We start from the raw sequence: 24,043 nt of genomic DNA, 5'->3' as shown, positions 1-24,043 counted from the left end.
CTCGCCGGGACCGGCGACCTCGGCCGCGACGCGCATCTGCGCGGAAACCTCGTAGTCGAAGCCGGAGACGGTGAGTCCGTTCTCGCCCGCCACGAGTAGTACACCGCCGAGCACGGGAACCGGAGGCCGCGACGGGAGGCTGCGTGCCACCCATGCAACGGACTCGGCGAAATCCTCTCGGGCGACCCGAAACTTCATACTCGCCAGCTCCATCGCCCGATCTGTCCTCTCCCGGTTCCGTGATCCCTGTCGGCTCTCAGCATTGATTCTCGAAAAAGGGGTGCTGTTGCGGCCACCCAGAAGTGTGGCATAGGCGACCGACATCAAACCGTACCCGCGCGAACCAGATGAACCTAGCCCGACCCTCCGGTCACTGTTCGTAGCGATCCCGACTCTCGTATCGATGAGAAGCCATGGGGAAGGAGTACGGGCGATCCGGTGGACACGTCGTCCCCGCCCTTTCCTTGCTTCGGGTGCGGTGACCGATTCGGATGCCGATGCGCATCGACCGACTTTCCACACACCTGTTTTGAAGAGAGATTTCTAAGAAGAAGAACTGAAGTAGTAGTAGGCACTGTGGAATCTGTGGACTGCGGTCGAATCCGCAGGTCCGGGGGTGTGGTGCCGTGGGGATGGACGCAGGGTGACTCGAGGATGAACGGGAGGGGTCTGTGGAGGTTCGGCAGTTGTCCCCCGTTCATCCTCGAGTGCTCCTCGAGTTGTTCCACTACGTACCCGTGGTTGTTCACAGATGTGCATCGAATCGTGGACAACTCGAGGAATCCTCGAGGAATCCACACGGAATCCTCGAGGATTCCACACCCCTGTGACCGAATCCGTTGCTGGTCAAGACCTGTGGGCGGCCCGGGCTGTGGAAATTGTTGAATCCACCCCTGTTAGCCGAGCCGCCCGACCCGTGCCGCGAGCCTGTGGACGGATCGGTGCACAACTTGGAGTTTCCTCGAGGACTCCACAAGAATTCCTCGAGGAGTCCACAGGGCATAAAAAAGCACCGCCCCAGGTCAGGGGCGGTGCACAGGGTGTGAGGGATGGTCAGCGCGAGCGCTGTTTAATCCGGGCTGTTAGTTCTTGCACCTGGTCGTAGACCCGTCGCCGTTCGGTCATCTCCTTGCGAACTTTCTTCTCCGCATACATCACCGTGGTGTGGTCGCGACCGAAGGCCTGGCCGATCTTGGGTAGCGATAGGTCGGTCAGTTCACGGCACAGGTACATGGCGATCTGCCGGGCCTGGGCCAGCGGGCGGGCCTTACCCGGTCCGGTCAGCTCCTCGAGGGTGGTGTTGAAGTATTCGGCGGTGACGGCCATGATCGTCGCCGCATTGATCTCCAGCGTCGCGGTATCGGGCATGAGATCGCGCAGGACGACCTCGGCCAGCGGCAGATCCAGTGGCTGGCCGTTCAGCGACGCAAAGGCCGTCACCCGGATCAGCGCACCCTCCAACTCGCGGATGTTGCGTTCGACCCGGCTGGCGATCAGCTCCAGCACGTCGTGCGGTACGTCGAGCCGGTCCATCCGCGCCTTCTTGCGCAGAATCGCGATGCGGGTTTCCAGCTCCGGCGGCTGCACATCGGTGATCAGGCCCCATTCGAACCGGGTCCGCAGCCGCTCTTCCAGGGTGGCCAGCTGCTTGGGCGGCCGGTCCGAGGACACCACGATCTGCTTATTCGCGTTGTGCAGGGTATTGAAGGTGTGGAAGAACTCCTCCTGGATGCCTTCCTTGCCCTCGATGAACTGGATGTCGTCGACCAGCAGGATGTCGGTTTCTCGGTAGCGGCGCTTGAACGCCACCTTCCGGTCGTCGCGCAGGCTGTTGATGAAGTCGTTGGTGAACTCTTCGGTCGAGACGTACTTCACCCGCATACCGGGGAACAGCCGCTGGGCATAGTGGCCCGCCGCGTGCAGCAGATGGGTCTTGCCCAAACCCGAAGCGCCCCAGACGAACAGCGGATTGTAGGCGCGCGCTGGCGCCTCCGCGATGGCCACCGCCGCCGCGTGCGCGAAGCGGTTGGACGCGCCGATGACGAACGTCTCGAAGGTGTACTTTGCGTTCAGGCTCGCCGAGGAGTTCGACGGGGCCGGGTTCTCCTGTGACTTGGTGAAGTAGGTGGGCCACGAGTTGCGGACGTTGACGACCGGCTCGTCATCGTGGGAGTTGTCCGAGATCGGCTCGCGGACCGATTCGTGCGCGGCCGCGATCGCTGAATCGCCATTCGGCCGCGCTTCCCGCACGGGAGCCGCTTGCCGCATCGGCGCACGACTTGGGCCACGTCCCGGCTCTGGTGCCGGCTCCGGATTGAACAGTGATTCCTGTCCGGGCGGGACGGAATCACGCCGGGGCGGCAGTCCGGATTCCCGGCGGGGCACGGGCGGCGCGTCCTGTCGTCCGCCATTGACCGGGCCCGGGTAGTCGCCGCGGGGCGAGTAGTCGTCGGTCGGGAACTCCCCGGCGGTTTCGTATCCGGGCACCGGCAGATACTCCGGCGGGCCCGCGTACTCGGATGCGGACTCGTAGTCCGGCGCGGCCGAGTATTCGGGTCCGCCCGAGTACTCCGGCGCTGCCGGGTAGTCGTTGGGCTGTGCATAGCGCGGCGGCGAATAGTCCGAGCGTCCGGGATAGTCCGGGGCGGGATATCCGGCCGGGCCACGGCCGCTGTCCCGGCCGCGCTCCGGGCGACTCGTCATTCTGGCGTGGCGCGGATTATTGCCGGGGCGTTCGGTCGGCTGGGTGGCCGGTGCGGCGATCCGCACCCCGAGGCCCTCGACCTGGGGACCGAGACGACGGCCGAGGGAGCGCAGAATTGGTTCACGCAGATCGCGTTCGATCGCCTCCTGGGCCAGCGAGGACGGCACCGAGAGCAAGGCGAAGCCCTGCGCCACGGTCAGCGGCTTGACGAGTTTGAGCCAGGCCTGCTGCGCCCGCGAAACCGGCGGGATGGCGCCATCGGGCGAGCCGGTGGTTAGTTCGGCGACCACCTCTGGCCACACCGTGGCCAACACGTTCTGCTCGTCGTCCATGCAGTTTCCTCCCCGGAGAAGTAGGCGATAGGAGCAGACGGTCGGGGCATGCGGAGTATCAACCGTGGATAGGTCGATGTTGTGATTCCGCGTACGTCCGTAACCGGTTCGGACGCTGCCCGGGTCCCCCACCCGGGCGGCGGCGTGGCACCGTCGGCCCTACGAATATGCCACTCCAGGGGTCTTTCCACACAATTATCCACAGATGTGGAGAACCCTGGGGAAATGTGAAACGAGGTTGCGCTCCGCCGTTATATGGCCTGGACCTGCGATTCTGCAGCAATCTTCTGGCTACGCACCTTAGTGGGCGGAGCGGCCGACGGCTAGGGGTGTGGACGAACTCACGGTTATACCCAGGATGCGTGATTCCAGCTCACGCTCGCGAGCGGGCAGTGGAACCGATGGGCCGAGTTTGACCTGTACTTTGCCGATCAGTACCCTCGTACAGTCACCCCTTGGTGCGGTGGCGGTCCTGTGCTGACCGTGTCAGGTCGTATCGACCTCGTGCGCCAGGACCGACGCGCATCGATGATGACCAACTCGCGATTCATCGCGCACAGACGTATCACCGAACAAGCTTTGGGCGCCGAACGGTGCCCACCTACTCGAGGAGTGTTGACCGTGGCCAAGGGCAAGCGGACGTTCCAGCCGAACAACCGTCGTCGGGCGCGTGTCCACGGCTTCCGTCTCCGGATGCGCACCCGCGCCGGTCGCGCCATCGTTTCCGCGCGTCGCAGCAAGGGCCGCAAGTCCCTCACTGCCTGATCTTCGCTCTCGGACGCTCGGGTGTTGCCTGAGCCGTATCGGTTGCATCATCGTGCCGACTTCTCCCGGACGGTGCGCCGCGGCCAGCGAATCGGGAGGCGAGATCTGGTCGTACACGCGCTCGTGCGCGGGTATGACGGAGTCATGGGCGCGAGTGCACGACAGAGCGATGCGGCAGTGGCCGGATCGTTGGTCCGCGTGGGCGGTCCGCGGTTCGGATTGATCGTCAGCAAGGCGGTGGGCAACGCGGTGATTCGACACCGCGTGGCCCGCCGCCTGCGTCATATGTGCGTCAAGGTGGTCGCCGAGCTGCCCGCCGATGCCGATATCGTGATCCGTGCCTTGCCCGGTGCGGCGACCGCGGATTCGGCGGATTTGCTCCGCCAGCTGCGTGCTGCGCTGCGCAAGCTCGATATCGCCCGTCCATCGGCTACCGTGGCCGGTGCGGGATGAGTGCGCGCGCCACCGTTGCTCGGCTGCCCGCGAACACGGTGATTTTCCTGATCGAGCTGTACCGAACGTACGTCTCCCCCATGCGCCTGCCGGTGTGCCGTTTTACCCCGACCTGTAGCGAATACGCGGTGACCGCGTTACGCACCCGCGGCCTGTTCGTCGGCCTCGGATTGACGGTCGTGCGATTGGCGAAATGTGCACCCTGGCACCCTGGTGGGTGGGACCCCGTTCCGGAGCGCAAGAAGCGCGGCCGGAACGAGGCAGCCGCCGACCCGGAGTCGGCGCCACACGCTTGTAAAGGATCACCGCGCGCGGTGATCGGCGACACGAACGACGGGAGTGCATAGAGCCGTGCTCGACTTCATTTATTACCCGGTGTCCTGGATCCTCTGGTTCTGGCATCGGGTCTTCGGGTTCGCGTTCGGCGCGGACAACGGACTCACCTGGGCACTCGCCGTGGTGTTCCTGGTGTTCACGCTGCGCCTGGTGCTCTACAAGCCGTTCGTCAAGCAGGTGCGCACCACCAAGCAGATGCAGGAGCTACAGCCCCAGATCAAGGAGCTGCAGAAGAAGTACAAGAACGATCGCCAGAAGATGGCGACCGAGATGCAGAAGCTGCAGAAGGACCACGGCTTCAACCCATTGATGGGCTGCCTGCCGATCCTGGCGCAGGTGCCGGTATTCCTCGGTCTGTTCCATGTGCTGCGCTCGTTCAACCGCACCGGCACCGGCATCGGCCAGCTCAGCATGTCGGCCTACGACAACGCGCATACTCCGAACTACGTCTTCAGCGCCGCCGACGTTCAGTCGTTCCTGAGCGCACGCATCTTCGGCGCACCGATTTCGGCCTACATCACCAGCCCGCCGAGCCAGCTGCAGGCGTTCGCCGATTACGGCGGCGTGCCGACCAAGCTGAGCATCGCGCTGGTCTCCATCCCGCTGATGGTGATCGCCGGTCTGGCGACGCATTTCAATGCGCGCGCCTCGGTCGCACGGCAGAGTCCGGAGGCGGCGGCCAACCCGCAGTCGGCCATGATGAACAAGCTCGCGCTGTGGGTCTTCCCGCTCGGTGTGCTCGTCGGTGGTCCGTTCCTGCCGATCGCCATCCTGCTCTACTGGGTCTCCAACAACATCTGGACCTACGGACAGCAGCACCTCGTCTTCGGCCGCATGGCGAAGGAAGAGGAAGTCAAGAAGCAACAAAAGCTGGAGCAGCGCGCACAGAATGCGCCGAAGCCGGGTGCAAAGCCGGTCAATGTCAAGAAGAAGCAGTCTCCGTCCGACGCGACATCCGTCGATGCCGGTTCCGATGCGGCCGTTGATGCGGTCGAAGGGGCGCCGTCGACGAACGGCACCGCGAAGTCCCCGACCAAGGCGGGACAGCGGCGCGCTAGCGGTCAGAAGCGACCGGGCAACCGTGGGCGACCCAACCAGAAGCGACGGCGCTGACACATCGCGCGTCCACGGGATCTCTGAGCAACCCTGTTCGCGTTCTCCGATCGGCCCGTCGCCGGTCGCGCGCGATGAGCAGATGAAGGAAATCAAATGACTGTTGAAACCGACGGAGGGGACGCCACTGTGGCGACGACGATGGTGAGCGACGCGGCCGGTCGCGATGCCGATGCAGGAACCGAATCCGCCGATGCCGCGAACGATACCGAGGAAGCTCTTATCGAAGAGGGTGAGATCGCGGGCGACTACCTCGAGCAGTTGCTCGATGTGCTCGACTTCGACGGCGATATCGATCTCGATGTCGAGGGCGATCGCGCCATCGTGAGCATCGATGGCGGCCGGGATCTGTCGAAGCTGGTCGGCCGCAACGGTGAAGTGCTCGACGCGCTGCAGGAGCTGACTCGCCTGGCCGTGCAGCAGGCCACCGGGGTGCGCAGTCGGCTGATGCTGGATGTGGCGGGCTGGCGGGCCAAGCGTCGCTCGGAGCTGAGCGCGCTCGGCACGGCCGCCGCGCAGCGGGTCCTCGAATCGGGTAAGCCGGAGCCGCTGGCGCCGATGACTCCCTTCGAGCGCAAGATCGTGCACGACGCCGTCGCCGCGGTCGATGGCGTTAGCAGCGAGAGCGAAGGCGTGGAGCCGAACCGGCACGTTGTCGTGGTGCCTTCCTGACTCCCGCATTGTGATTGGATAGGGCCTCTGGTCTTCGGACCGGGGGCCTTCTTCATGTCTCGGATGCTCGCCCCTCCCCTGCCCCACCGCCGCACTGAACGACTCGAGTTCGGAAGGATGTTTCACGTGGAACGAGATCTCGGTGGAATCACCGCGTTGCCGGATGAACTGGAGCCCCCGGCCGCGGCCGCGGTGGTATTCGGCGACCGGCTGGATCTCGCGCGCCGATACTGCGCTGCCCTCGCCTCGACCGGAGTTGAGCGCGGGCTCATCGGCCCGCGCGAGGTGCCCCGGCTCTGGGATCGGCACATCCTCAACTGCGCGGTGGTTGGTGAGTTGATGGCCGAGGGCGCGACGGTGGTCGATATCGGCAGTGGTGCCGGGCTGCCCGGTATCCCCTTGGCGATTGCTCGTCCGGATCTCCGGATCACCCTGGTCGAGCCGCTGCTGCGCCGCACCATCTTCCTGAGGGAGTTCATCGAATCGGCCGGTCTCGATATCACCGTCGTGCGCGGGCGGGCCGAACAATCGGGCGTGATGAAGGAAGCGGGCGGCGCGGATGTGGTGACCTCCCGTGCCGTCGCCCCGCTGGCAAAGCTGGCACTCTGGTCCCTGCCGCTCCTGCGCGACCATGGACGGATGCTCGCACTGAAGGGAGTCAGCGCGGCCGAGGAACTCGAGCGTGACGGGGAGGCCTTGGCGAAGGCGGGCGCGGGGAATGCGAAGGTTCTCGAATGCGGAGTCGGACTCGTCTCCACTCCCACTCTGGTGATCAGCGCCGAGCGGCTGCCCCGGGGCGGGCGTCCCTCGCGGCGTGCGGGCAAGTCGGCGCGGAAGTCGAAGTAGTGCCATCCGATTCGAGTCGGCCGCAGTGTTTCATGTGAAACAACGCCGCCGAGTGGTCCGGATCGAGATGGCCAAACGCCAAGCTTCACGTGACGTTTCGAACCTGGTGCCATTGTGTGGGGAAATCGATGACCCGGATTGCGCCAGCCTGATCGGGCGTGAGAGCGCCGTGCGCGCTCACGCTTCCGACGCTTGGGAGAGGACTGGCATGGCGCCGAGAAATGCCCATGTTTCATGTGAAACAGGATTCGGGCGTCGATCCGGGACTTCATGTTTCATGTGAAACAGCGATTCGGGCGCGCCAACCTTGTGTGCGACAGCGAGATTCAACACAGATCTGCATGTCCTTTGCGTGATGCCGCGATTCAGCTTTCTAATCGCGCTCAGTGCTGGCAAGCTAGTGAGCGTCGGGCGTGAGCGTTGGTGCCACGGAGGGATGTGGGTGTCACAGCGGCGAGAGCTCCGCTCGGTCGATCGGGCGCCGCGGTCCCGATTGAGCATCATGTTCGATCCGACACAGCTATTGATGACACGGCGCCAAATTCGGTCGGGTGCACGTGATCTGAGGTTCTCGCGTTAGGAGCTGTCTATGTCGAGCGGTCCGGCGAATGTTTCACGGGAAACTACGTCGCGCGTGCCGGGGATGCTGGACTCCAGCACCTTCGATGCGGAGGCATTCGGAAGCACACCGTTCGGGCACATCTCCCCCAGTGAGACCCCGATAGCAGCCGAAGCCCAACGTGCCAGCCAAATACTGCATCCAGGAAAGGTGACAGTGCCGAAACCGCACGAGCAACGGATCATCACCATCGCGAACCAGAAGGGCGGCGTCGGTAAGACGACGACAGCGGTCAATCTTGCGGCCGCGCTGGCGCATACCGGGATGACGGTTCTCGTGATCGATCTGGACCCCCAGGGCAATGCCAGCACCGCGCTCGGTATCGAGCACCACTCGGGCGTTCCGTCGAGTTATGAACTTCTCATCGGCGAGGTGTCGGTGAGGGATGCGATCCAGCAGAGTCCGCATAGCGAGCGCCTGCTGTGCATTCCGGCCACCATCGACTTGGCCGGTGCGGAGATCGAATTGGTCTCCATGGTGGCCAGGGAGGGGCGGCTCAAGGCCGCCATTCAGGAGGCCAATATCGCCGGGTACGACATCGACTACGTGATGATCGACTGCCCGCCGTCATTGGGTCTGCTCACCGTCAACGCGATGGTGGCGGCGAAGGAGGTGCTGATCCCGATCCAGTGTGAGTACTACGCGCTGGAGGGTGTCGGGCAGTTGCTCCGCAATATCGGTCTGGTGCAGGCGCATCTGAATCCCGAACTCCATGTGTCCACAGTGATTCTCACGATGTACGACGGCCGGACCAAGTTGGCCGATCAGGTCGCCGAGGAGGTGCGCGGGCACTTCGGTGATGTGGTGCTGAAGTCGGTGATCCCGCGCAGCGTGAAGGTGTCCGAGGCGCCGGGCTACGGCATGACGGTGCTCGATTATGATCCAGGCTCCCGGGGCGCGATGAGCTATCTGGACGCCGGTCGTGAGATGGCCGCGCGGTCGGTGGTTCGGCCCGGTGCGGCAGAGCGGGCGCAGTGATCCAACGGGATCACATGATTGATCGGGTCGAGTGTGGTGGCGAACAACGAAAGGGTCGGTAACCGATGACTCAGGCGAAGAAGGGCGGCTTGGGCCGCGGGCTTGCCGCATTGATTCCGACGGGGCCCGCGGCCACACCGGGGCTCGGTGCCACACCCGGGCTCGGTAGTGCCGCGGCCAATGTCGTCATCGGAATCGATCCGATCGGGCCGCAACCGGCATCGGCATTCCTGCACCGTGTTCCCGACCCCAGCGATGAGCAGCTGTCGGATGGCGGCGCGACCTATCGCGAGATTCCACCGGAGCAGATCGAACCGAATCCGAAGCAGCCGCGCCAACACTTCGAGGAGGAGGCGCTCGCCGAACTGGTGCACTCCATCAAGGAATTCGGTCTGATGCAGCCCATCGTGGTGCGTCGGCTGGAGCCGGGGGTGGACAAGTATCAGATCGTCATGGGCGAGCGGCGTTGGCGCGCCTGCCAGGAGGCCGGGCTCGCGGCCATTCCGGCCATTGTCCGCGAGACCGCCGACGATGCGATGCTGCGTGATGCCCTCTTGGAGAACATCCATCGGGTGCAACTGAATCCACTCGAAGAGGCGGCCGCCTATCAGCAGCTGCTCGAGGAATTCGATGTCACTCATGAGGAATTGGCCACGCGAATCGGTCGATCTCGACCGGTCGTGACGAATATGATTCGTCTGTTGAAACTGCCGATCCCGGTGCAGCGCCGGGTGGCGGCCGGTGTTCTCTCCGCCGGACACGCCCGCGCACTGCTCGGCCTCGAGGCAGGCGCCGACGCCCAAGAGGTGCTCGCCGCCCGCATCGTCGCCGAGGGGTTATCGGTCCGGGCCACCGAGGAAGCCGTCACCCTGGCGAACCGGGATCCGGATAAGGCCGCTCCCCCGGCGGCCCGGCGTAAGCCGATTCATATGCCGGGGCTGCAGGATGTGGCCGAGCGGTTGTCGGAGTCGTTCGACACTCGCGTCACCGTGAGCCTCGGCAAGCGGAAGGGCAAGATCGTCGTCGAATTCGGTTCGGTCGAAGACCTCGAGCGCATCGTCGGCATGATGCAGCAGCCGTAGCTCGGCACGTGACAGAAGTGGCAAAAATAGCCCTGTGTTTCCGGTAGGCACGAGATCGACGTCGAAACGTCACTGTGACGGCGCAGGAAAACGACCTCCGGACAGGCTCCTTACCAACAGCACAGCGACGTGGAGTGAGGCGGGTTCGCATTGATCGCTTATTCTTGCTGGCGAGTGAAAACAGCGTGAGTGTGGATGAATCGGACAGCTGGAGGCTGAGCAGAGCGGTGTCGACCAGCGTCACAGCACTAACCCTCGGCGGACTCGACAAGCTGCCCGCGCATTCGCGTCGTTGCGTGTTCTGGGAGATTGATCCAGCCCTCGCGGCGACGTCCCGTGAATTCAGTGATCCGGTCTTCGAGAAGGAGGCGTGGCTCTCCACCGTCATGCTGGAATGGGGTTCGTGCGGTCAGGTCGCGAACGTCGACGGCAATGTCGCGGGGTGTGCGCTGTATTCGCCACCGAGCGCCGTACCGCGCGCCGCCCTCTTCCCCACCTCACCGGTAAGCCCGGACGCGGTCCTGCTGACCACGCTGCGGGCCGAATTCCCCTACCAGGATGCTGACATAGCCAATAGGCTCATAACGGCCGTGGTGGCCGATCTGGTGCGCCGCGGTGTGCGTGCGCTGGAGGCCTTCGGGATTCGCAAGGATCCACCGACGACGGCGATGTCGGATCGTTCGCTCGGGTCGATGCGATTGATGGAACGGATCGGTTCCCCGGTCCGGGATGCGGCCTCGGCCGGTTCGGCGACCGAATGTTCGCCGGAGACCTGCATGATCGAGGCCGACTTCCTGGAGGACGTCGGCTTCGAAGTGGTGGCGCCGCACCATCGCTTCCCGCGACTGCGCTTGGAGCTCAACTCCGATCACGGCTGGAAGGAAGATGTGGAGCGGGCGCTGGACCAGCTGCTCGCGGCCGCCTCGCTGACGGTTCCTTTCCGCGTCGGAGCGACCTGAGGCTTCCCGGATACAACAGTGCGCCCCTGCTGACGGATGGTCGGCAGGGGCGCACTTGTATGTGAGCTATTGATCAGTAGATCGTAATGGATTGGATCAGAATCTAATTCACTACATGCGGTCGGCCGCGGCGAGCTCCTCGGCCAGTAGTTCGGCGAAGGTGTATGTGCCCGTTGGCTGATCGTCCTGCCCGAGCAGATAGAGCCGCTTCACCGAGATGAGGATGGCTTCGGCGATCACATCGCGCATTCGGGGATTGGTGAGCACCGAAGCGTCGTATTCATTTGTCAGATAACCGATATCGACCTGCACGGTCGGCATCTTGGTCAGCCGCAGCAGATCCCAGGTGCGTGAGTGAGTTCGGCAGTCCTGCAATGAGGTTCGCGCGACGACCTCACGCTGGATGAATCCGGCGAGCACCTGGCCGATCATCGACACCGAGCCGTGCGAGTTACCGAAGTGGAAGCTCGCGACACCATTGGCGGACTGGCTCGGATTGGTCGCGCAGCGCAGCGAGATCATCAGATCGGCGTCGAAGGCATTGGAGGTGTCGGCGCGCTCGGCGTCGGTCGGATTGGCGCCCCACGGCCGCGACAGGAAGGTTTCCATGCCGGTGGCGGCCATCCGGCCCTCCAGCCTGCTGGCCAGATCCCAGAGGATCTCCGACTCGTAGACGTCGCCGTATTCGGTCGGCACCGCGAAACCCTTATCCGGGCCGCCCAGACCGGGATCGATGACGATCCGCTTACCGGTCAGCTGCGGACCGGCCCGGTGCACAACCTCCTCCTCGGCGATCCGGTGCGGATTGCCGCCGGTGACGCGTGCGCCGAGCAGTTCGAGCGAACGTAGCGTGTCCGGGCCGCAGATACCGTCCGCGGCCAGGCCGATCTCCCGCTGGAATGCGGTGAGGGCGTCATGGGTGTGCGGACCGAAGTAGCCGTCGACCCGGTGCACATAGAAGCCGAGGTCCTGCAGCCTGCGCTGCAGGGTTGCCACATCGTCGCCGTAGAGCGGCGCGGAGAGCTGGTAGATCAGCGTGCGGGCACCCAGTCGGTAGGAGGCTTCCTTGAGCGCCCGGTACGTGGCCGGTCCGACGACGCCGTCGACCAACAGTCCGCGGTGCTGTTGGAAGGCGCGAACCGCCGAGTCGAGCTGGCGATCGAACGAGGCGTCGATGTCCTTCCAGTACTCTCGCGCATCAGTGTGAACGGTTGCAGCGGAGTGCGTATGCAGGAACCCGAGACTTGCCAGGGTGCTCCGAACCTCGGCGACGGCTGGACCGGTATCGCCGTGACGAAGTCGGTGCATGCGTGAGAGCCCTTTCCTTCCGTCAACCCGGGTACCCACTCATGCGATGGCTACACACCTTCGCACGACCGGAGGTCGGTCGATTGTCTCAGACCCGGACCGGAATTCAGCAATTCCCGGCGTCCAGGCATCCTACGGCGCGTCGTCGAATGACGGCGTTGTTCGGACGTGTCCATGTTCAATCTGCGGCAATCGCGGGGCCCTTCGTGGTTACGCAGGCTACCGCCTCCGGGCCCGTCGCTCATGCCGCGGGTTATGAAACGTCAGATAATGCCGTCGAGTTCACGCAAGAGGGCGGCTTTGCCCTTTGCTCCGACGATTTGCTTGACCGGCTTACCACCGGAAAACAGCATCATAGTGGGCAGCGAAAGGATCTTGTAATCGCGGGCGGTATCCGGATTGGCGTCCACGTCCAGCTTGGCCACGGTGAGCTTGTCCGCGTGCGCGCCCGCGATCTCCTCCAGTACCGGGGCGACCATCTTGCACGGACCGCACCAGTCCGCCCAGAAGTCGACGAGGACAGGCTTCTCGCTGAGCAGCACGTCATCGGCGAAGGACGCGTCGGTCACGGTGACCGTGTTCTCGGACATGGATATCTCCTTGTAGTGCAGAAGTGATGAGATCAGTTGGCGGGCACGGCAACTGGGTTGCCGGCGTGATCCAGGGTGTTCGCGGTGATATCACCCTGTTCGGCCAGCCAGCGCTCGGCGTCGATCGCGGCGCGGCAGCCGGTGCCCGCGGCGGTGATGGCCTGGCGGTAGGTGTGGTCGACCAGATCGCCCGCGGCGAAGACGCCGGGCACCTTGGTGGCCGTCGACGGGTGCTCCACCTGCACGTAGCCCTCGTCGTCCAGCTCCACCTGGCCCTGTACCAGCTCGCTGCGCGGGTCGTGACCGATGGCCACGAACAGGCCGGTCGCGGCGAGTTCGGAGGTTTCGCCGGTGCGGGTGTCGCGCAGTGTCAGGCTCGTCACGCTGGTATCGCCGTTGACCTCGGCAACCTCGGCATTGAGTACGAACTTGATCTTCTCGTTGGCCTTGGCACGCTCCAGCATGATGCGAGAGGCACGGAATTCCTCCCGGCGGTGCACGATGGTCACGCTGCTGGCGAACTTGGTGAGGAAGGTCGCCTCCTCCATCGCGGAGTCGCCGCCGCCGACCACCACGATGTCCTGGCCCTTGAAGAAGAAGCCGTCACAGGTGGCACAGGCGCTGACGCCGCGGCCGAGCAGCTTCTGCTCACCGGGGACGTTCAGATAGCGGGCGGCCGAGCCCATGGCGAGGATCACGGCGTAGGCCCGGTAGGTCTCATCGCCGACGGTGACCGTCTTGATCGGGCCGCTCAGGTCGATGGCGTCCACATCCTCGGTGCGGATATCGGCGCCGAACCGCTTGGCCTGCTCGCGCATCTCCTCCATCAGGTCCGGGCCCATGATGCCCTCACGGAAGCCGGGGAAGTTCTCGACCTCGGTGGTTGTCATCAGCGCGCCACCGAACTGGGTGCCCTCGAAAAGCAGGGGCTGGAGTTCGGCACGGGCGGCGTAGACGGCGGCCGTGTAACCGGCGGGTCCGGAGCCGACAATGATCAAGTCGCGAACTGCGGTGCTCATGTGACCCTTCCGAGGGAGACTGCATTAGACGTGTCGGTCAACAACAGGGTAAACGGTGTTGTTCCCGCGGTTGCGCCCGCTTCCGGCGGCCGGACAGTGGGCTATGACACGTGACGACTGGTTTCGGATGTACATGGGAACTCCCGGGGCACGTCCAGCGCTGGACTCATCTTTCGACCGCCGGTCGACAACGCAATTGTCGTGGCATTCACTATGCCGCCGAAGGTTCGGGGAGGCAGCGGAGCCCACTCGCTAACCGATATCGGTGCGTGCCAACTGCTGGGGATCGTCGGTGCCGCAACCGATTCCGACGACCAGTGCGGTGATCTTGTGCGGGCGTGGACCGGTCAGCAGGATCAGGACGGCGTCCTTGCCCTGGAAGGTGGTATTGGTCGAGCCGAGTACGGTGCGGTCGAGGCCATTGGCGTGTACGCAGCGATTCAGCGCCGCCGGGGTGCCGAGCGCGCCGGTGACATCGTTGCGGCCGAGTGCGCTGAGCGCGACGGTGGCGTCGAATTGGTCACCGAGTTCGACATTGCCGGTGGTCGGCTGTGCGGTCGGTGTGACCTCGGGTCCGCGCATGGTCGCCACCACCACGGCGGCGCAGGCCGCGGCCGCGATGACGGCCGCGGCGGCGAGCCAGCGGAGTCGGCGCGGGCGACGGTCCGCGAGCGGGATCGGTGCGGTGGAGGTTCCCGTGGGTGGGTCGGAGATCGGGGATGCCTCGGAAACCGTTGCGTTGTCGGTGGATTCGGGCCACCCGGCGGTTAACGTTTCGGGCCATGCGGCGGCCGCGGCCAGTTGGTTGATTGTCGCGACCCGCTCGGTGGGCTCCTCGGCCGGGGCGAGGCCGTCGACGAACTCTTCCAGCCGGGCCGCGATATCGGCGGGCATCGGGTGGACGATGCGCTCATCGCGGCCGAGGGTGCGCAATTCGGCGCTGACGTCGTCGAGCGAACTCAGGAAGCGCAAGGCCTCCGGATCGCTGCGGACCGCGGCCCAGAGCTGTTCGCTGAGTTCCGGTGCGACATTGTCGGCGTGTAGGTCGGCGAGCAGTTCCGGCGAGAACGGAGGCTGCGGAACGGATCGCGTCGCCATCGCACCTCCATGGTCCTCGAGTCGATATCGTGGGAGCCCGCACGGCGCGGGCACAGCATGTACATCGTCTGGTTGTCCGTCACTATTAATGACGCAGCTCAGCTACTTCCGGTTCCCCGGATCACGCAGAAATTCCAAGCGTTCTTGCAGCCGCTGCCGACCGCGCGCGCATCGGCTCTTGATCGTGCCCTCGGGGACGCCCAGCAGCGCCGCTGTCTCGGCGACACTACGCCCCTCCAGTTCGACTGCGACGAGCGCGGCTCGCTGATCCTCGGGCAGCGTGAACAGGGCGCGGTCGATGACCAGCGACATCTCCAGCTCGGCGATATCGTCCCTGGTGTCCTTCGGTTCCGGCATGGTCTCCGCCGACAGCGATACCGCTCGGCGGGTCTTATTGCGCCGGATCCGGTCCAGGCAGGCGTTCACCACGATGGCGTGCAGCCAACTGCGCACCTCGGCCTCGGCGCGAAAGGAGGCGGCGGTGCGGTGCGCGGACAGCAGGGCGTCCTGCAGCGAGTCGGCGGCGTCCTCGCGCGTGTAGGAGGTGCGCAGCGCGGTCTGCCAGAGGTGGTCGTTATGGCGGCGCAGGAGTTCGGCGAAGGCATGCCGCTGGCCACGCACATGGGCTTGCAGCAGTTCGGCGTCGGTGAGCTCTTCCGGGACGAACGAACGTTCACGAAACACCACAGGCCGCGCCTTCCCCCCGTGGGAATCGTCGTTCAGTTCGGACGGCAAAACCAACCCCTTGGACAGCTCTCGCGGCGACGACGGACGCGATCGACCATCATCGAGATTTCGCAGCATCCAGGATCGAACAACCAGAACCCGGGAAGCTCCCCTGCTGAGAGCGCGGGATGATCATATCCTCAGTAACGAAATGGCAGCAACCAGAGCAGGCGGGGTGGGGGTGCACGCCGAGTCGGTGCGATATGCCCGGGGGATCGACACCGGCGGGCGAATGCGGGAGCGCGACAACTGGTTTCGCGAGAACGTAGGTAACTCGTCGGGTACGCCCAAAGCGCAACGGCACTCGACGGAGGACCTGAACGCGGGCCTAGCGGGTCTTACTGTCCAGTCTGAATATACGGAGAGCGGTCAAGCTGCGGCGTCGAAGCGGATTTCGGCGATCGAGGTCTGGAACTGGCCACCGGAGTTGCCAAGTCCGGTGATCCACACGAGCACGTAGCGGGCCGCCTGATCGGCGTGGACCGGGATCTCGGTGATGCCGTTCTCTAGTCGTGCCGAGCCGATCAACTGGGTCTGGTCCAGCGTCGGCGATGCCGTCGGCGAGGTGCGGATCTCGACCGAGGTACCCACACTCGGCGAATCGATCGAGACATTGGTCAGCTTGGCCGGACTCGGCAGTGTGGCCAGCAGCCCGACGCCCTTCTTGAGCGCCGGGAACTGCTGGAAGTACTGATCGGTGCGCCAGACGGTGCCCGAATCGTGATCGAGCACCGCCCCCGTACCGCCGACATTGTCCGGCGTGCCCTCCGGGGAGAAGACCGTCACACCGGTCACCGGAACCGGCACCCCACCCGTGGGCGTACCCGTGGTGCCGCCGGTCGTCGGTGCGGGTCCGGGCGAGCTGTTCGTGGTGAGACCGATATTCCGCTGCTCGTTCAGCGGCGCGTCCGAGGCACCCGGTGCGAAGACACTCACCATCCACCAGATGATGATGCCGACGACCAGCGCGGCCAGGATGCCGAGCCCGACCATGATCCACATCATCCGCTGCGAGCGTTCCCGTTCCGCCGCAAGCAATTCCGGATCGGCGAGCGATTCCTCGACGCCGCTCTGCGGACGCTGGCCGAGGCGCAGCACCGGGATGAAGTCGGTCTTTTGATCGACCACCGACGCCTGTTCGAGCACGTGCTGCACGGTCGCCGCGGTGCGCACACCCTTATTCGATTCCAGCGAGCGCACCGCGACCGCCGAAATCTCGAACGGCACCTCGGGTCGGATCTGCCGCGGCTCGACAGGAGTTCCGTCCGAGCCGAAATCGGCCAGCCGCAAGCCGCCGACCGTCGCGGCGGTACCGGTCATACCGCCAGCGCGGATCGGCCAGCGCGCGGTCATCAGCGCGTAGAGCATGGCGCCGAGGCCGCGCACATCGGACTGCGCGTCGGAATCGGACAGGGTGCCGGGGAATGCGAGCACCGCATCACCGGTCGCGCTGATCCGGACTCGATCCGGATGGTCGATGGACAGCGAACCACCGCCGCGGTGCGCCAGCTCGGCGGCCGAGGCCAGTGCCCGGATGGCTCTGGCGGCACCGATCGGCGACGGCACCGTCTCGGCCATTTCGCGCAGCGACCGGCCCGGCGTCCACTCGGCCACCACGATGCCGCCGGAGCTGCCGCGCACCACATCCAGCACGCGGGCCAGGCCCGGCGAGTTGATCCGGCCGAGGCGCAGCGTGCGCGACAGGATGGCCTGCGGACCGTCGTGGCCGGAGTTGTCGCTGGCCTTCTGATCGGCGTCGACGAAGGTGAGCGCGACCTCGCGGTCGAGCTTGATATCGAGCGCCTGCCAGAATTTGAGCCCACGGGAACCGCCGTGGCTGGCCAGCAGCCGGTAGCGGCCGCCCGCGACCGATGCGCCCGGAATCAGCTTGGGGCCGCGTGGTGTACGTCGACCGGCCGAATCGCCGCCGCTCATCGGCGGCAGCTGCGGCGGGATCGGGATCATCCCGGTGTCGTACATCGGATCGCGCTGCGGCGCCTCCCGCGGTTGCTCACCGGATCCGGGCCCCGAATCGTGCCCAGGCGGACCCTCGGCCGCCTGGTTCGCGTATGCGGGATCGGAGGCCTCCCCGGTGGACGGAACATCTGTGGAGAGCCCGCCTGCCTTGGTCGCAGCGGATTCGGCGGCTGGGACGCCGCCCAGCGCCGCGTCGTCGCTCACCCTCGTTCCTCCTTCGCCCTGAGATGTCGAAGTTCCGGCGAACTCGTCACTTGTGCTTCTCTGCCGAACAGGGTACGGGAACTCACCCATACCGGTGCTGTCAACGGTGTGAGCTCTGATCACGGGTAGCACCATGGTCTGGGCATCCATGTACGGGTCGAAGCCCGGGTATGTCACATACGGCTCAGGCCGCCGGAACACCTGCGTCGCGTATTCGTCCTCGACCGGACCCTCGAGGTCGAGATCCGGTGCGGGCGGGGTGAAGCCGAGGCGCCGCGAGATGGCCACGGTGATCGCGACGATCTCTGGAATACCAGCGAGTCGCATCAGCCCGAACGCGACCGCGAACATGACGATCGCCGATATCGTCACCCGGATCAGCGAACCCGGTCCGCCGGAGAGCCGGTCCAGCCCGAGCACCTTGTCCACGATGAGCATGACCGCGCCGCCCGCGACCGAGGCGAGCAGGACGCGGGTCACCGTGCGTCCGACATTGACCATGCGCAGATCGCCGAGACTCTGGTGCAGCAGATAGCCGCCGATGATGGCACCGGCCAGGAAGCCGAGACCGGTCGCGACACCGAGGATGATCACGACTTGATCGCTGCTGCTCGCGAGGAACGGTGCCAGCACCGAGAACAGGATCTTGATCGTGGTGATGCCGAGGATGATCCAGGTCGGGGTCCAGGCCTGCTCCCTGGCGTAGAAGACGCGCAGGTGGATCAGCACCAGGGAGTACGGGATGAGCGCGAAGGCCGACCAGCTCACCGCCTCACCGAGACGTTCCGCGTCACCGGAGAAGCGGGCGTAGCCGAACAGCGCCTCGCCGACCTGTGGTCCGGCGAGCGTCAGGAAGGTGACCACCGGAACCAGGGCGATCATCGTCAACCGGGTCGCGACGGACAGATCGTCCACCACGGCCGGGGTGTCGTCGGCGGCCGCATTGCGGCTCAGCCGGGGCATGATCGCGGTCAGCAGCGTGACACCGAGTACGCCGTACGGCAATTGGAGCAGCGCCCAGGCGTTGGTGTAGATCGCCGGTCCGGCCGCATCGGCCGCCGAGGCGATGTGGTTCGAGACGATCAGACCCACCTGGCTGATCACCACGTACACGATGATGGCCGAGCCCATCTTGCCGAACTGCCTGAGCCGCGCGTCGATGCCCCACAGCGGGCGCAGATCGATATTGTTGCGCCGGATCGCGGGCAGCAGGCTCAGCGCCTGGGTGGCGACGCCGAGGGTGATTCCGCCACCGAGGACCAGCAGTTTCGGATCACTCATCCGGACCGGATCCAGGGTGATCTCACCCGGTGTCAGGGCGTAGAGGGCCAGTACGACCAGCACGACGACGTTATTGAGGACGGGTGCCCAGGCGCCCGGTTTGAAGTTCTGCCGGGTATTCAGGATCGCCGTGAACAGCGCCGACATGCCATAGAAGAGGATGGCGGGTACCAGCAGATAGGTCAGCGCCGTCGTCAGCTCGGTATTGACCTTGCCGTCGGAGGAGACGAATACCCTGGTCGCCAGCACCGGCGTGGCCGCGGCGGCGAACAGCGTGGCCGCGGCGAGTACCGCGAAGGCGGCGGTCACCAGCCTGCGGACGAAGGCGGCGCCGCCATCGTCGTCCTCTTGTTCGGCGCGTACCAGCGTCGGCACCACCATCGCGGTGAGCACCGCGCCGAGCACGAGCTCGGTGATCATATTCGGGATCAGGTTGGCCGAGGTGTAGGCACTGGCGATGGCCGGGCCGAGCGCGGTCAGCAGCAGCAGCTGTTTGCCGAATCCGGTGACCCGGCTGATCAGGGTCGCGATCGCGATCGAACCGGAGTCGCGCAGCAGTCGCGAACTAGCGCTCTGCTTGGTTTCGGTGGCGACCGACGCCGCGGCGGGCTCGGCGGGCCATTCCTGGGTGCGCGGGCGGTTGCCCGGCTCCCGGGGCGGACGCTGTTGTTCCACCGGTGGCTGCCGATCGACATGCGGTCGTTCGATCGGTGGCTGCCGCGTCACGGCGGGCTGCGGCGGCGGTGTCTGATAGCTCGGCCGCGGCGCCTGATAGTTCGGCGGCGGCGCGAAACGCTGGGGTGGCACCCGCGGCGGCTGCCCCTGCGGTCCGGGGGCCGGCTGGCCGGGCGGCATCGGGCGCGGCCGAGCCGGGCCGGGTGGTGGTCCGGCCGGGTATTGGCGCTGGCCCGGATGCGATTGCTGGCCGGGATGTGGCCGGGGGTCGGGATATTGCTGGGCGTCCGGGTGCTGCTGGGGCCGGGGCCCCGGCCGCTGCGGCGGCGCCGGTTGGCGGGGCAATGCGCCCGACGGTGGCGCCATCGGTCCGTTGGGCGGCGGCGCGGGTTGACGAGGCAGTGCACCCGACGGTGGCGCCATCGGTCCGGTGGGCGGCTGGACGACGCGCGGTCCCGGGCGGGCCGGTGGCACCGGACGCGGCGGTTGGCCGGGGCGGCTCACCTGGGGGACGCGCGGTGCATCGCCGTAGTGGTCATCGGGAGTCATATCCGCGTCCTCCGGTTCTTCCGGTGACTGCGCCAGGCGCCGCTCCCAGGGTGCCGCGGGCGCCCGGCGGGCCTGGGGTCCGTCGGGCCGATCAACAGGTCGTTGCCGATGAGCGGATAGATCATCGTCGCTCATCGTGCCTCCTGCGCCATGCTGTCCCCCCGCCACCCGGCCGATGGCGTCCAGGGTGTTACGCGATTGTCCTCCACGATGCCATGACAGGTGCGGGGTCGGTACCGATCAGGGGCGGCCGACTGCTTGCGGGTCGGTCGAACAGACTCAGCGACGACAGCCGAGCACAAGCGAGGTGTCGTCGTCCTCATCTCGCCTCCTGCTGCTCCTGCTGCCGTAGTACGCGCTGGCGCGCTCGCCGATACCTGTTCACCCGGCGCCGGGTGCCGGGATCGAATCCTTCGTCGGCCGGATCCGGCTGTCCGCGGAACCGGCGCCACAACCGGCGCCCGGCCAACAGGAACAGCAGTATTCCGGCACACGCCGTAATTATCGCCAAGGTCTGACCGTAGGCGTTCGAACGCACCGAGACCGAGGTGGGATTGCCGAGTGCGACACCGTCGGGCGTGGTAAGGGAGATCGGAATGACCAGGTTACGGCTATCGCTGACCTCGGTCGGAATCTGGAACGACCGGCTCCCGGTGGGCGGCAGTGTTTCCTCACCGGGATCAGTGATCTTCGTCTCCGTCGGTGCCTCGATCCGGAACCTGATCCGGATCGCCACCGGCAGCTCGTTGCGCGCGACCAATAGCAATGGGCTCTGTTCGGAGGCCAGCGTGTACACCCCGCCGGGCGGCAACACCGTGACCGAACCATAGAGCCGGTCCATCGTGCGCGCCGTCTGGTCGAGGCGGCGCTGGGCATAGGTGTCCGGCTGCGCCGAATCGCCGGTGCGGCGGTCCGAAAGCGTCAGTACGCGCAGCAGGTCGTCGCGCAGCGGGGTCAGGAATTGGCGCGGTGTCGGCTCGTTCTCGGGCACCTCGACGAGTGCGCGCATGAGTTCGGTGATTCGGCGACCCTGGTCGCGGACCGCGGGTACCAAGCGATCCGGGACGGCGTCGTGGGCAGCCTGCGGCAGATAGTCGGGTTCGTGCGGCTGCGCGTCGGGCGGCTCGGCGACCAACTCGGCGAGCGTGCGCGGGGTGGCGAGATTGTTGCGCAGCAGCAGTTCGACCTGTTTGAGGATGGCGGCGGCCTCTTCCCGGTTCGCGCCCCACTGCTGCGGTGGCACCAGCAATTGCGAACGCGGGCGGTTCGGCTCCGGGTTCAGCGCGGTCCAGGTGATGGCGCCCAATGCGTCCTGCAGCCGGGCCATCCGGGAGTCGTTGGTGACGTCGTAGCGCACCCGGGACGGGGTGAACGACGGTGTCGGCGGATTGGAGCCGACCGCGGCGAGGGCGGTCGCGGACCAGATGTCGAAGGTCGCCGCGTGCAAGGCCGGATCGGCGGGGGTCGCCGGTTGGGCTGCGGCACCGGCGGCCGGCGTGCTCGAAGTGGTTGCGCCGGGCCCGGATGTGCTGGTAGCGGATGTGCTGGGCGTCGCGCTCGGCTGCGGTTCCGGTTCCGGTGGCGCCTCCGCCGTACCGTTCGGCGGGACCGGCACCGGGGCGATTTCGGCGAGGCGCACCACATCGGGCGTGTTCGTCTCCGGCAGCGGCGGACTCGTGGTGTAGGTCTGGTTGGCGGTGCTCTGATTGCCGTTGATCCGTCCGGTGGTCGCCGGCTGTTGCGACGCCGCGGTGGTACCGGCCGTGCCGAGCGGGACGGCGGCGGTGTCGGCCAGTACCGCGGTTCCGAAACCGTGGCTGCGCAACAACATTCCCGCACTGCCATCGATCGAGCCGGAATCGGGCACGCTCACCCCGCGCACCGATTTGGTGGCCAGGATCGAGTCGACGATATCGGCGGGTGCGTCCAGCGCGCGGGCGGACAGGTCGGGATCGTTGACCGCGGCCAGTGCCGTCACATCGACCTGCGCGAACGGCAGTGCGACCGTGCAGACCGAGGCCGCGACCGCGCGCAGCCGGTCCAGCCAGGTCTGGGCCTGATCGGCACCGGAGCCCGCCCTGGTCGCGCCGTCCGGATCGGACGGGCTGGCCAGCACGCGATAGCCCTTGGTCATGGCCTGTGCGGTGATCAGCAGATCGGGATCGACCGCGACGCAGACCGCCGAGGTCAGCGTCCGATCGCGGGTGGCCGGATTGGTGCCGAGTACCGATTCCAATGCGCCGAGCAACTGGTCGAGGCGCCCGCCCTTGCCCAGGGATGCGGCCAATTCGTCATCGGTGAGCTCGGCCTTCCCATTGACCGAGCCGGGGACGCCCGCCACCAGTCGCGGACGGTCGGCAAGCGGCCACAGCAGCGTCGTCGCGACCGGCGCATCGGGCGCCGGCTGGGCCGCGGCACCGGAGGCGTCGGCCGCTGGCGGGACGCCGAGTACCGGGAGCAGGAACCGGGCGTCGTCGAGGCGGGCCTGTGTGCCGTAGGCCGGTTCCCCGTTGACGTTCAGCAGCAGCGGATAGACGCCGGGCTTGGTGATGTCGAGGGCGGCGGAGCTGGCGGAGCGCAGCGCGATGCTGATCGTGAACTGTTTGCGCTGCCCGGGACTCAAACGTTCGGCGATGTCCTCGAACGGGCCGGTCACGTCGTAGTTGACCTGGTCGAGCCGCAGTGTCGAGCGCAGCGCGCTCGGTGTCGCGACCGCGGCGGCGCGTTGGATGCGGACGCTGATGTCCTCGACCACCCGATCGCCGATATTGGTCACGGTGCCCGCGACCGTGAGGGTGGGGTCGCTGGTCGTGGTCACCGCGGACGGATTCACCGAATCCAGGGTCAGCTTCAGGAATTTCGGCGACGACGAACTATTCGGCGTCGTCGGCTGAGCGGTGGCGTGCTGGGCGATCAGCACCGGTAGCGCCGTCGCCGAGCCGAGAATGGTCAGGACCGCCACGATGATCCGGAACAGGCCCACCCGTTGCCCGGCCACCACCCCCAACGGAATCGCTGCGCGATGCCGAAAAGTCTGGGTCATCGCTTGCCGGTCTCCATCCGGTCGATCATCCGGTTCGCCACTTCGGCGAGGCGCCGCTCATCGGCGTAGGCCAGCCGAGAATCCAGTTCGCTCAATGGAACCCATGCGACCTGTGTGACCTCGACATCGGCGTCGGAGAGTTCACCACCGATGGAGCGCAGCAGATAATGATGCACGGTCTTGTGTACCCGGCGACCCTCGGTGACGAACCAGTAATCGATGCTGCCGAGTTCGGCGACCACGATTCCGTTGATTCCGGTCTCCTCGGCGACCTCGCGGATCGCGGTCTGCTCGGGCGTCTCCCCCTCTTCGATATGTCCCTTGGGCAGCGACCACAGCAGTCTGCCACGCCGATCGGTGCGCCCGATCAGTGCCGCACTGCGATTCTCGCTCGGCCCGTCCAACCCGTCGACGACAAGTCCACCCGCCGAGGTTTCCCGTACCGTGCGCATGCGCGGTTTCGCCGCGTTGGCGGCCGAACCGCGGCGCCGGGGCTGGCGGCGTCGACTGTTCGCGCGATCGGCCGGAGACACCACGCAATCCTACTGTGTTGGATTTGCAGCACCTGCGGTGCTGCGTGTTGGCGGCCCTGAATGTCAGCATCGCGTAGCGATTCGATGAGGGGTGGTGGTCGGGCGACGGGTGGGCCTCGCGTCCGAGCCGTCGAGACTCGCGACTGCGTCGAATGCGCTTCGACGACTCGGCTGAGTTCGA

The 24,043-nt window shown here is 66.1% G+C and carries 18 protein-coding genes and 1 pseudogene; 9 read left to right on the top strand and 10 right to left on the bottom strand.

All coding sequences use genetic code 11. The annotated features are described in order from the left end of the window. A pseudogene (locus ABZW16_RS34295) lies at positions 1–213 on the bottom strand (DNA polymerase III subunit beta); the annotation flags it as partial. Positions 214–1,053: 840 nt separating this feature from the next. Next, entirely contained in the window at positions 1,054–3,036 is a 1,983-nt protein-coding gene (gene dnaA / locus ABZW16_RS34290; RefSeq protein ID WP_354960266.1) for a chromosomal replication initiator protein DnaA, read from the bottom strand. A 621-nt stretch (positions 3,037–3,657) separates the two neighbouring features. Between dnaA and rpmH the strand changes: the two genes are divergently transcribed. The 9 genes from rpmH to ABZW16_RS34245 all read left to right on the top strand — a co-directional run bounded on the left by rpmH (position 3,658) and on the right by ABZW16_RS34245 (position 10,859). Continuing rightward, positions 3,658–3,801: a 50S ribosomal protein L34 gene (gene rpmH / locus ABZW16_RS34285; protein WP_084483849.1), complete on the top strand. Its 144-nt coding sequence runs from the start codon at positions 3,658–3,660 to the stop codon at positions 3,799–3,801. Positions 3,802–3,822: 21 nt separating this feature from the next. After that, on the top strand, positions 3,823–4,254 hold the full coding sequence (gene rnpA, locus ABZW16_RS34280) for a ribonuclease P protein component (protein ID WP_354960265.1): 432 nt from the start codon (positions 3,823–3,825) through the stop codon (positions 4,252–4,254). Further along, on the top strand, positions 4,251–4,601 hold the full coding sequence (gene yidD, locus ABZW16_RS34275) for a membrane protein insertion efficiency factor YidD (RefSeq protein WP_354960264.1): 351 nt from the start codon (positions 4,251–4,253) through the stop codon (positions 4,599–4,601). The genes rnpA and yidD overlap by 4 nt, the downstream gene beginning before the upstream one ends. A 4-nt stretch (positions 4,602–4,605) precedes the next feature. Then, positions 4,606–5,703: a membrane protein insertase YidC gene (yidC, locus tag ABZW16_RS34270; RefSeq protein WP_354960263.1), complete on the top strand. Its 1,098-nt coding sequence runs from the start codon at positions 4,606–4,608 to the stop codon at positions 5,701–5,703. Positions 5,704–5,844: 141 nt separating this feature from the next. Continuing rightward, a complete protein-coding gene (locus ABZW16_RS34265) occupies positions 5,845–6,375 on the top strand; it encodes a protein jag (RefSeq protein WP_354960267.1) in 531 nt (176 codons plus the stop codon). A gap of 117 nt (positions 6,376–6,492) precedes the next feature. Further along, entirely contained in the window at positions 6,493–7,221 is a 729-nt protein-coding gene (gene rsmG / locus ABZW16_RS34260; RefSeq protein ID WP_354960262.1) for a 16S rRNA (guanine(527)-N(7))-methyltransferase RsmG, read from the top strand. A gap of 589 nt (positions 7,222–7,810) precedes the next feature. Beyond that, positions 7,811–8,818 (top strand): ParA family protein, encoded by a 1,008-nt coding sequence (locus ABZW16_RS34255; protein ID WP_354960261.1) that lies wholly within the window; start codon positions 7,811–7,813, stop codon positions 8,816–8,818. Positions 8,819–8,883: 65 nt separating this feature from the next. Continuing rightward, positions 8,884–9,900 (top strand): ParB/RepB/Spo0J family partition protein, encoded by a 1,017-nt coding sequence (locus ABZW16_RS34250; RefSeq protein ID WP_354960260.1) that lies wholly within the window; start codon positions 8,884–8,886, stop codon positions 9,898–9,900. A 227-nt stretch (positions 9,901–10,127) separates the two neighbouring features. After that, positions 10,128–10,859, top strand: a complete 732-nt coding sequence (locus tag ABZW16_RS34245; RefSeq protein WP_354960259.1) for a GNAT family N-acetyltransferase — start codon at positions 10,128–10,130, stop codon at positions 10,857–10,859. A 111-nt stretch (positions 10,860–10,970) separates the two neighbouring features. On the opposite strand, the gene ABZW16_RS34240 is transcribed toward ABZW16_RS34245, so the two are convergent. The 8 genes from ABZW16_RS34240 to ABZW16_RS34205 all read right to left on the bottom strand — a co-directional run bounded on the left by ABZW16_RS34240 (position 10,971) and on the right by ABZW16_RS34205 (position 23,862). After that, the gene (locus ABZW16_RS34240) at positions 10,971–12,167 is read right to left on the bottom strand and encodes an N-acetylmuramoyl-L-alanine amidase (protein ID WP_354960258.1); all 1,197 of its coding nucleotides are present in this window, start codon (positions 12,165–12,167) and stop codon (positions 10,971–10,973) included. A gap of 263 nt (positions 12,168–12,430) precedes the next feature. Continuing rightward, positions 12,431–12,757, bottom strand: a complete 327-nt coding sequence (gene trxA / locus ABZW16_RS34235; protein ID WP_354960257.1) for a thioredoxin — start codon at positions 12,755–12,757, stop codon at positions 12,431–12,433. Between the two features lie 32 nt (positions 12,758–12,789). Next, a complete protein-coding gene (gene trxB / locus ABZW16_RS34230; RefSeq protein ID WP_354960256.1) occupies positions 12,790–13,776 on the bottom strand; it encodes a thioredoxin-disulfide reductase in 987 nt (328 codons plus the stop codon). 252 nt (positions 13,777–14,028) lie between these two features. Continuing rightward, the gene (locus tag ABZW16_RS34225; RefSeq protein WP_354960255.1) at positions 14,029–14,874 is read right to left on the bottom strand and encodes a hypothetical protein; all 846 of its coding nucleotides are present in this window, start codon (positions 14,872–14,874) and stop codon (positions 14,029–14,031) included. A 102-nt stretch (positions 14,875–14,976) separates the two neighbouring features. Next, entirely contained in the window at positions 14,977–15,561 is a 585-nt protein-coding gene (gene sigM / locus ABZW16_RS34220; protein WP_354960254.1) for an RNA polymerase sigma factor SigM, read from the bottom strand. 408 nt (positions 15,562–15,969) lie between these two features. After that, complete coding sequence (locus tag ABZW16_RS34215) at positions 15,970–20,421, bottom strand: lipid II flippase MurJ (protein ID WP_354960253.1); 4,452 nt, start codon at positions 20,419–20,421, stop codon at positions 15,970–15,972. A gap of 184 nt (positions 20,422–20,605) precedes the next feature. Then, complete coding sequence (locus tag ABZW16_RS34210) at positions 20,606–23,329, bottom strand: DUF6049 family protein (RefSeq protein ID WP_354960252.1); 2,724 nt, start codon at positions 23,327–23,329, stop codon at positions 20,606–20,608. Then, positions 23,326–23,862 (bottom strand): NUDIX hydrolase, encoded by a 537-nt coding sequence (locus ABZW16_RS34205; protein WP_354960251.1) that lies wholly within the window; start codon positions 23,860–23,862, stop codon positions 23,326–23,328. Before ABZW16_RS34205 ends, ABZW16_RS34210 begins: the two co-directional genes overlap by 4 nt. Positions 23,863–24,043 lie beyond the last annotated feature (181 nt).

The sequence above is a fragment of the Nocardia sp. NPDC004604 genome (genome assembly GCF_040609795.1).
In the GTDB taxonomy this organism is placed as follows: domain Bacteria; phylum Actinomycetota; class Actinomycetes; order Mycobacteriales; family Mycobacteriaceae; genus Nocardia.
The sequence above is the reverse complement of the archived record's forward strand: the minus strand, read 5'-3'. Positions and strand labels throughout refer to the sequence as shown.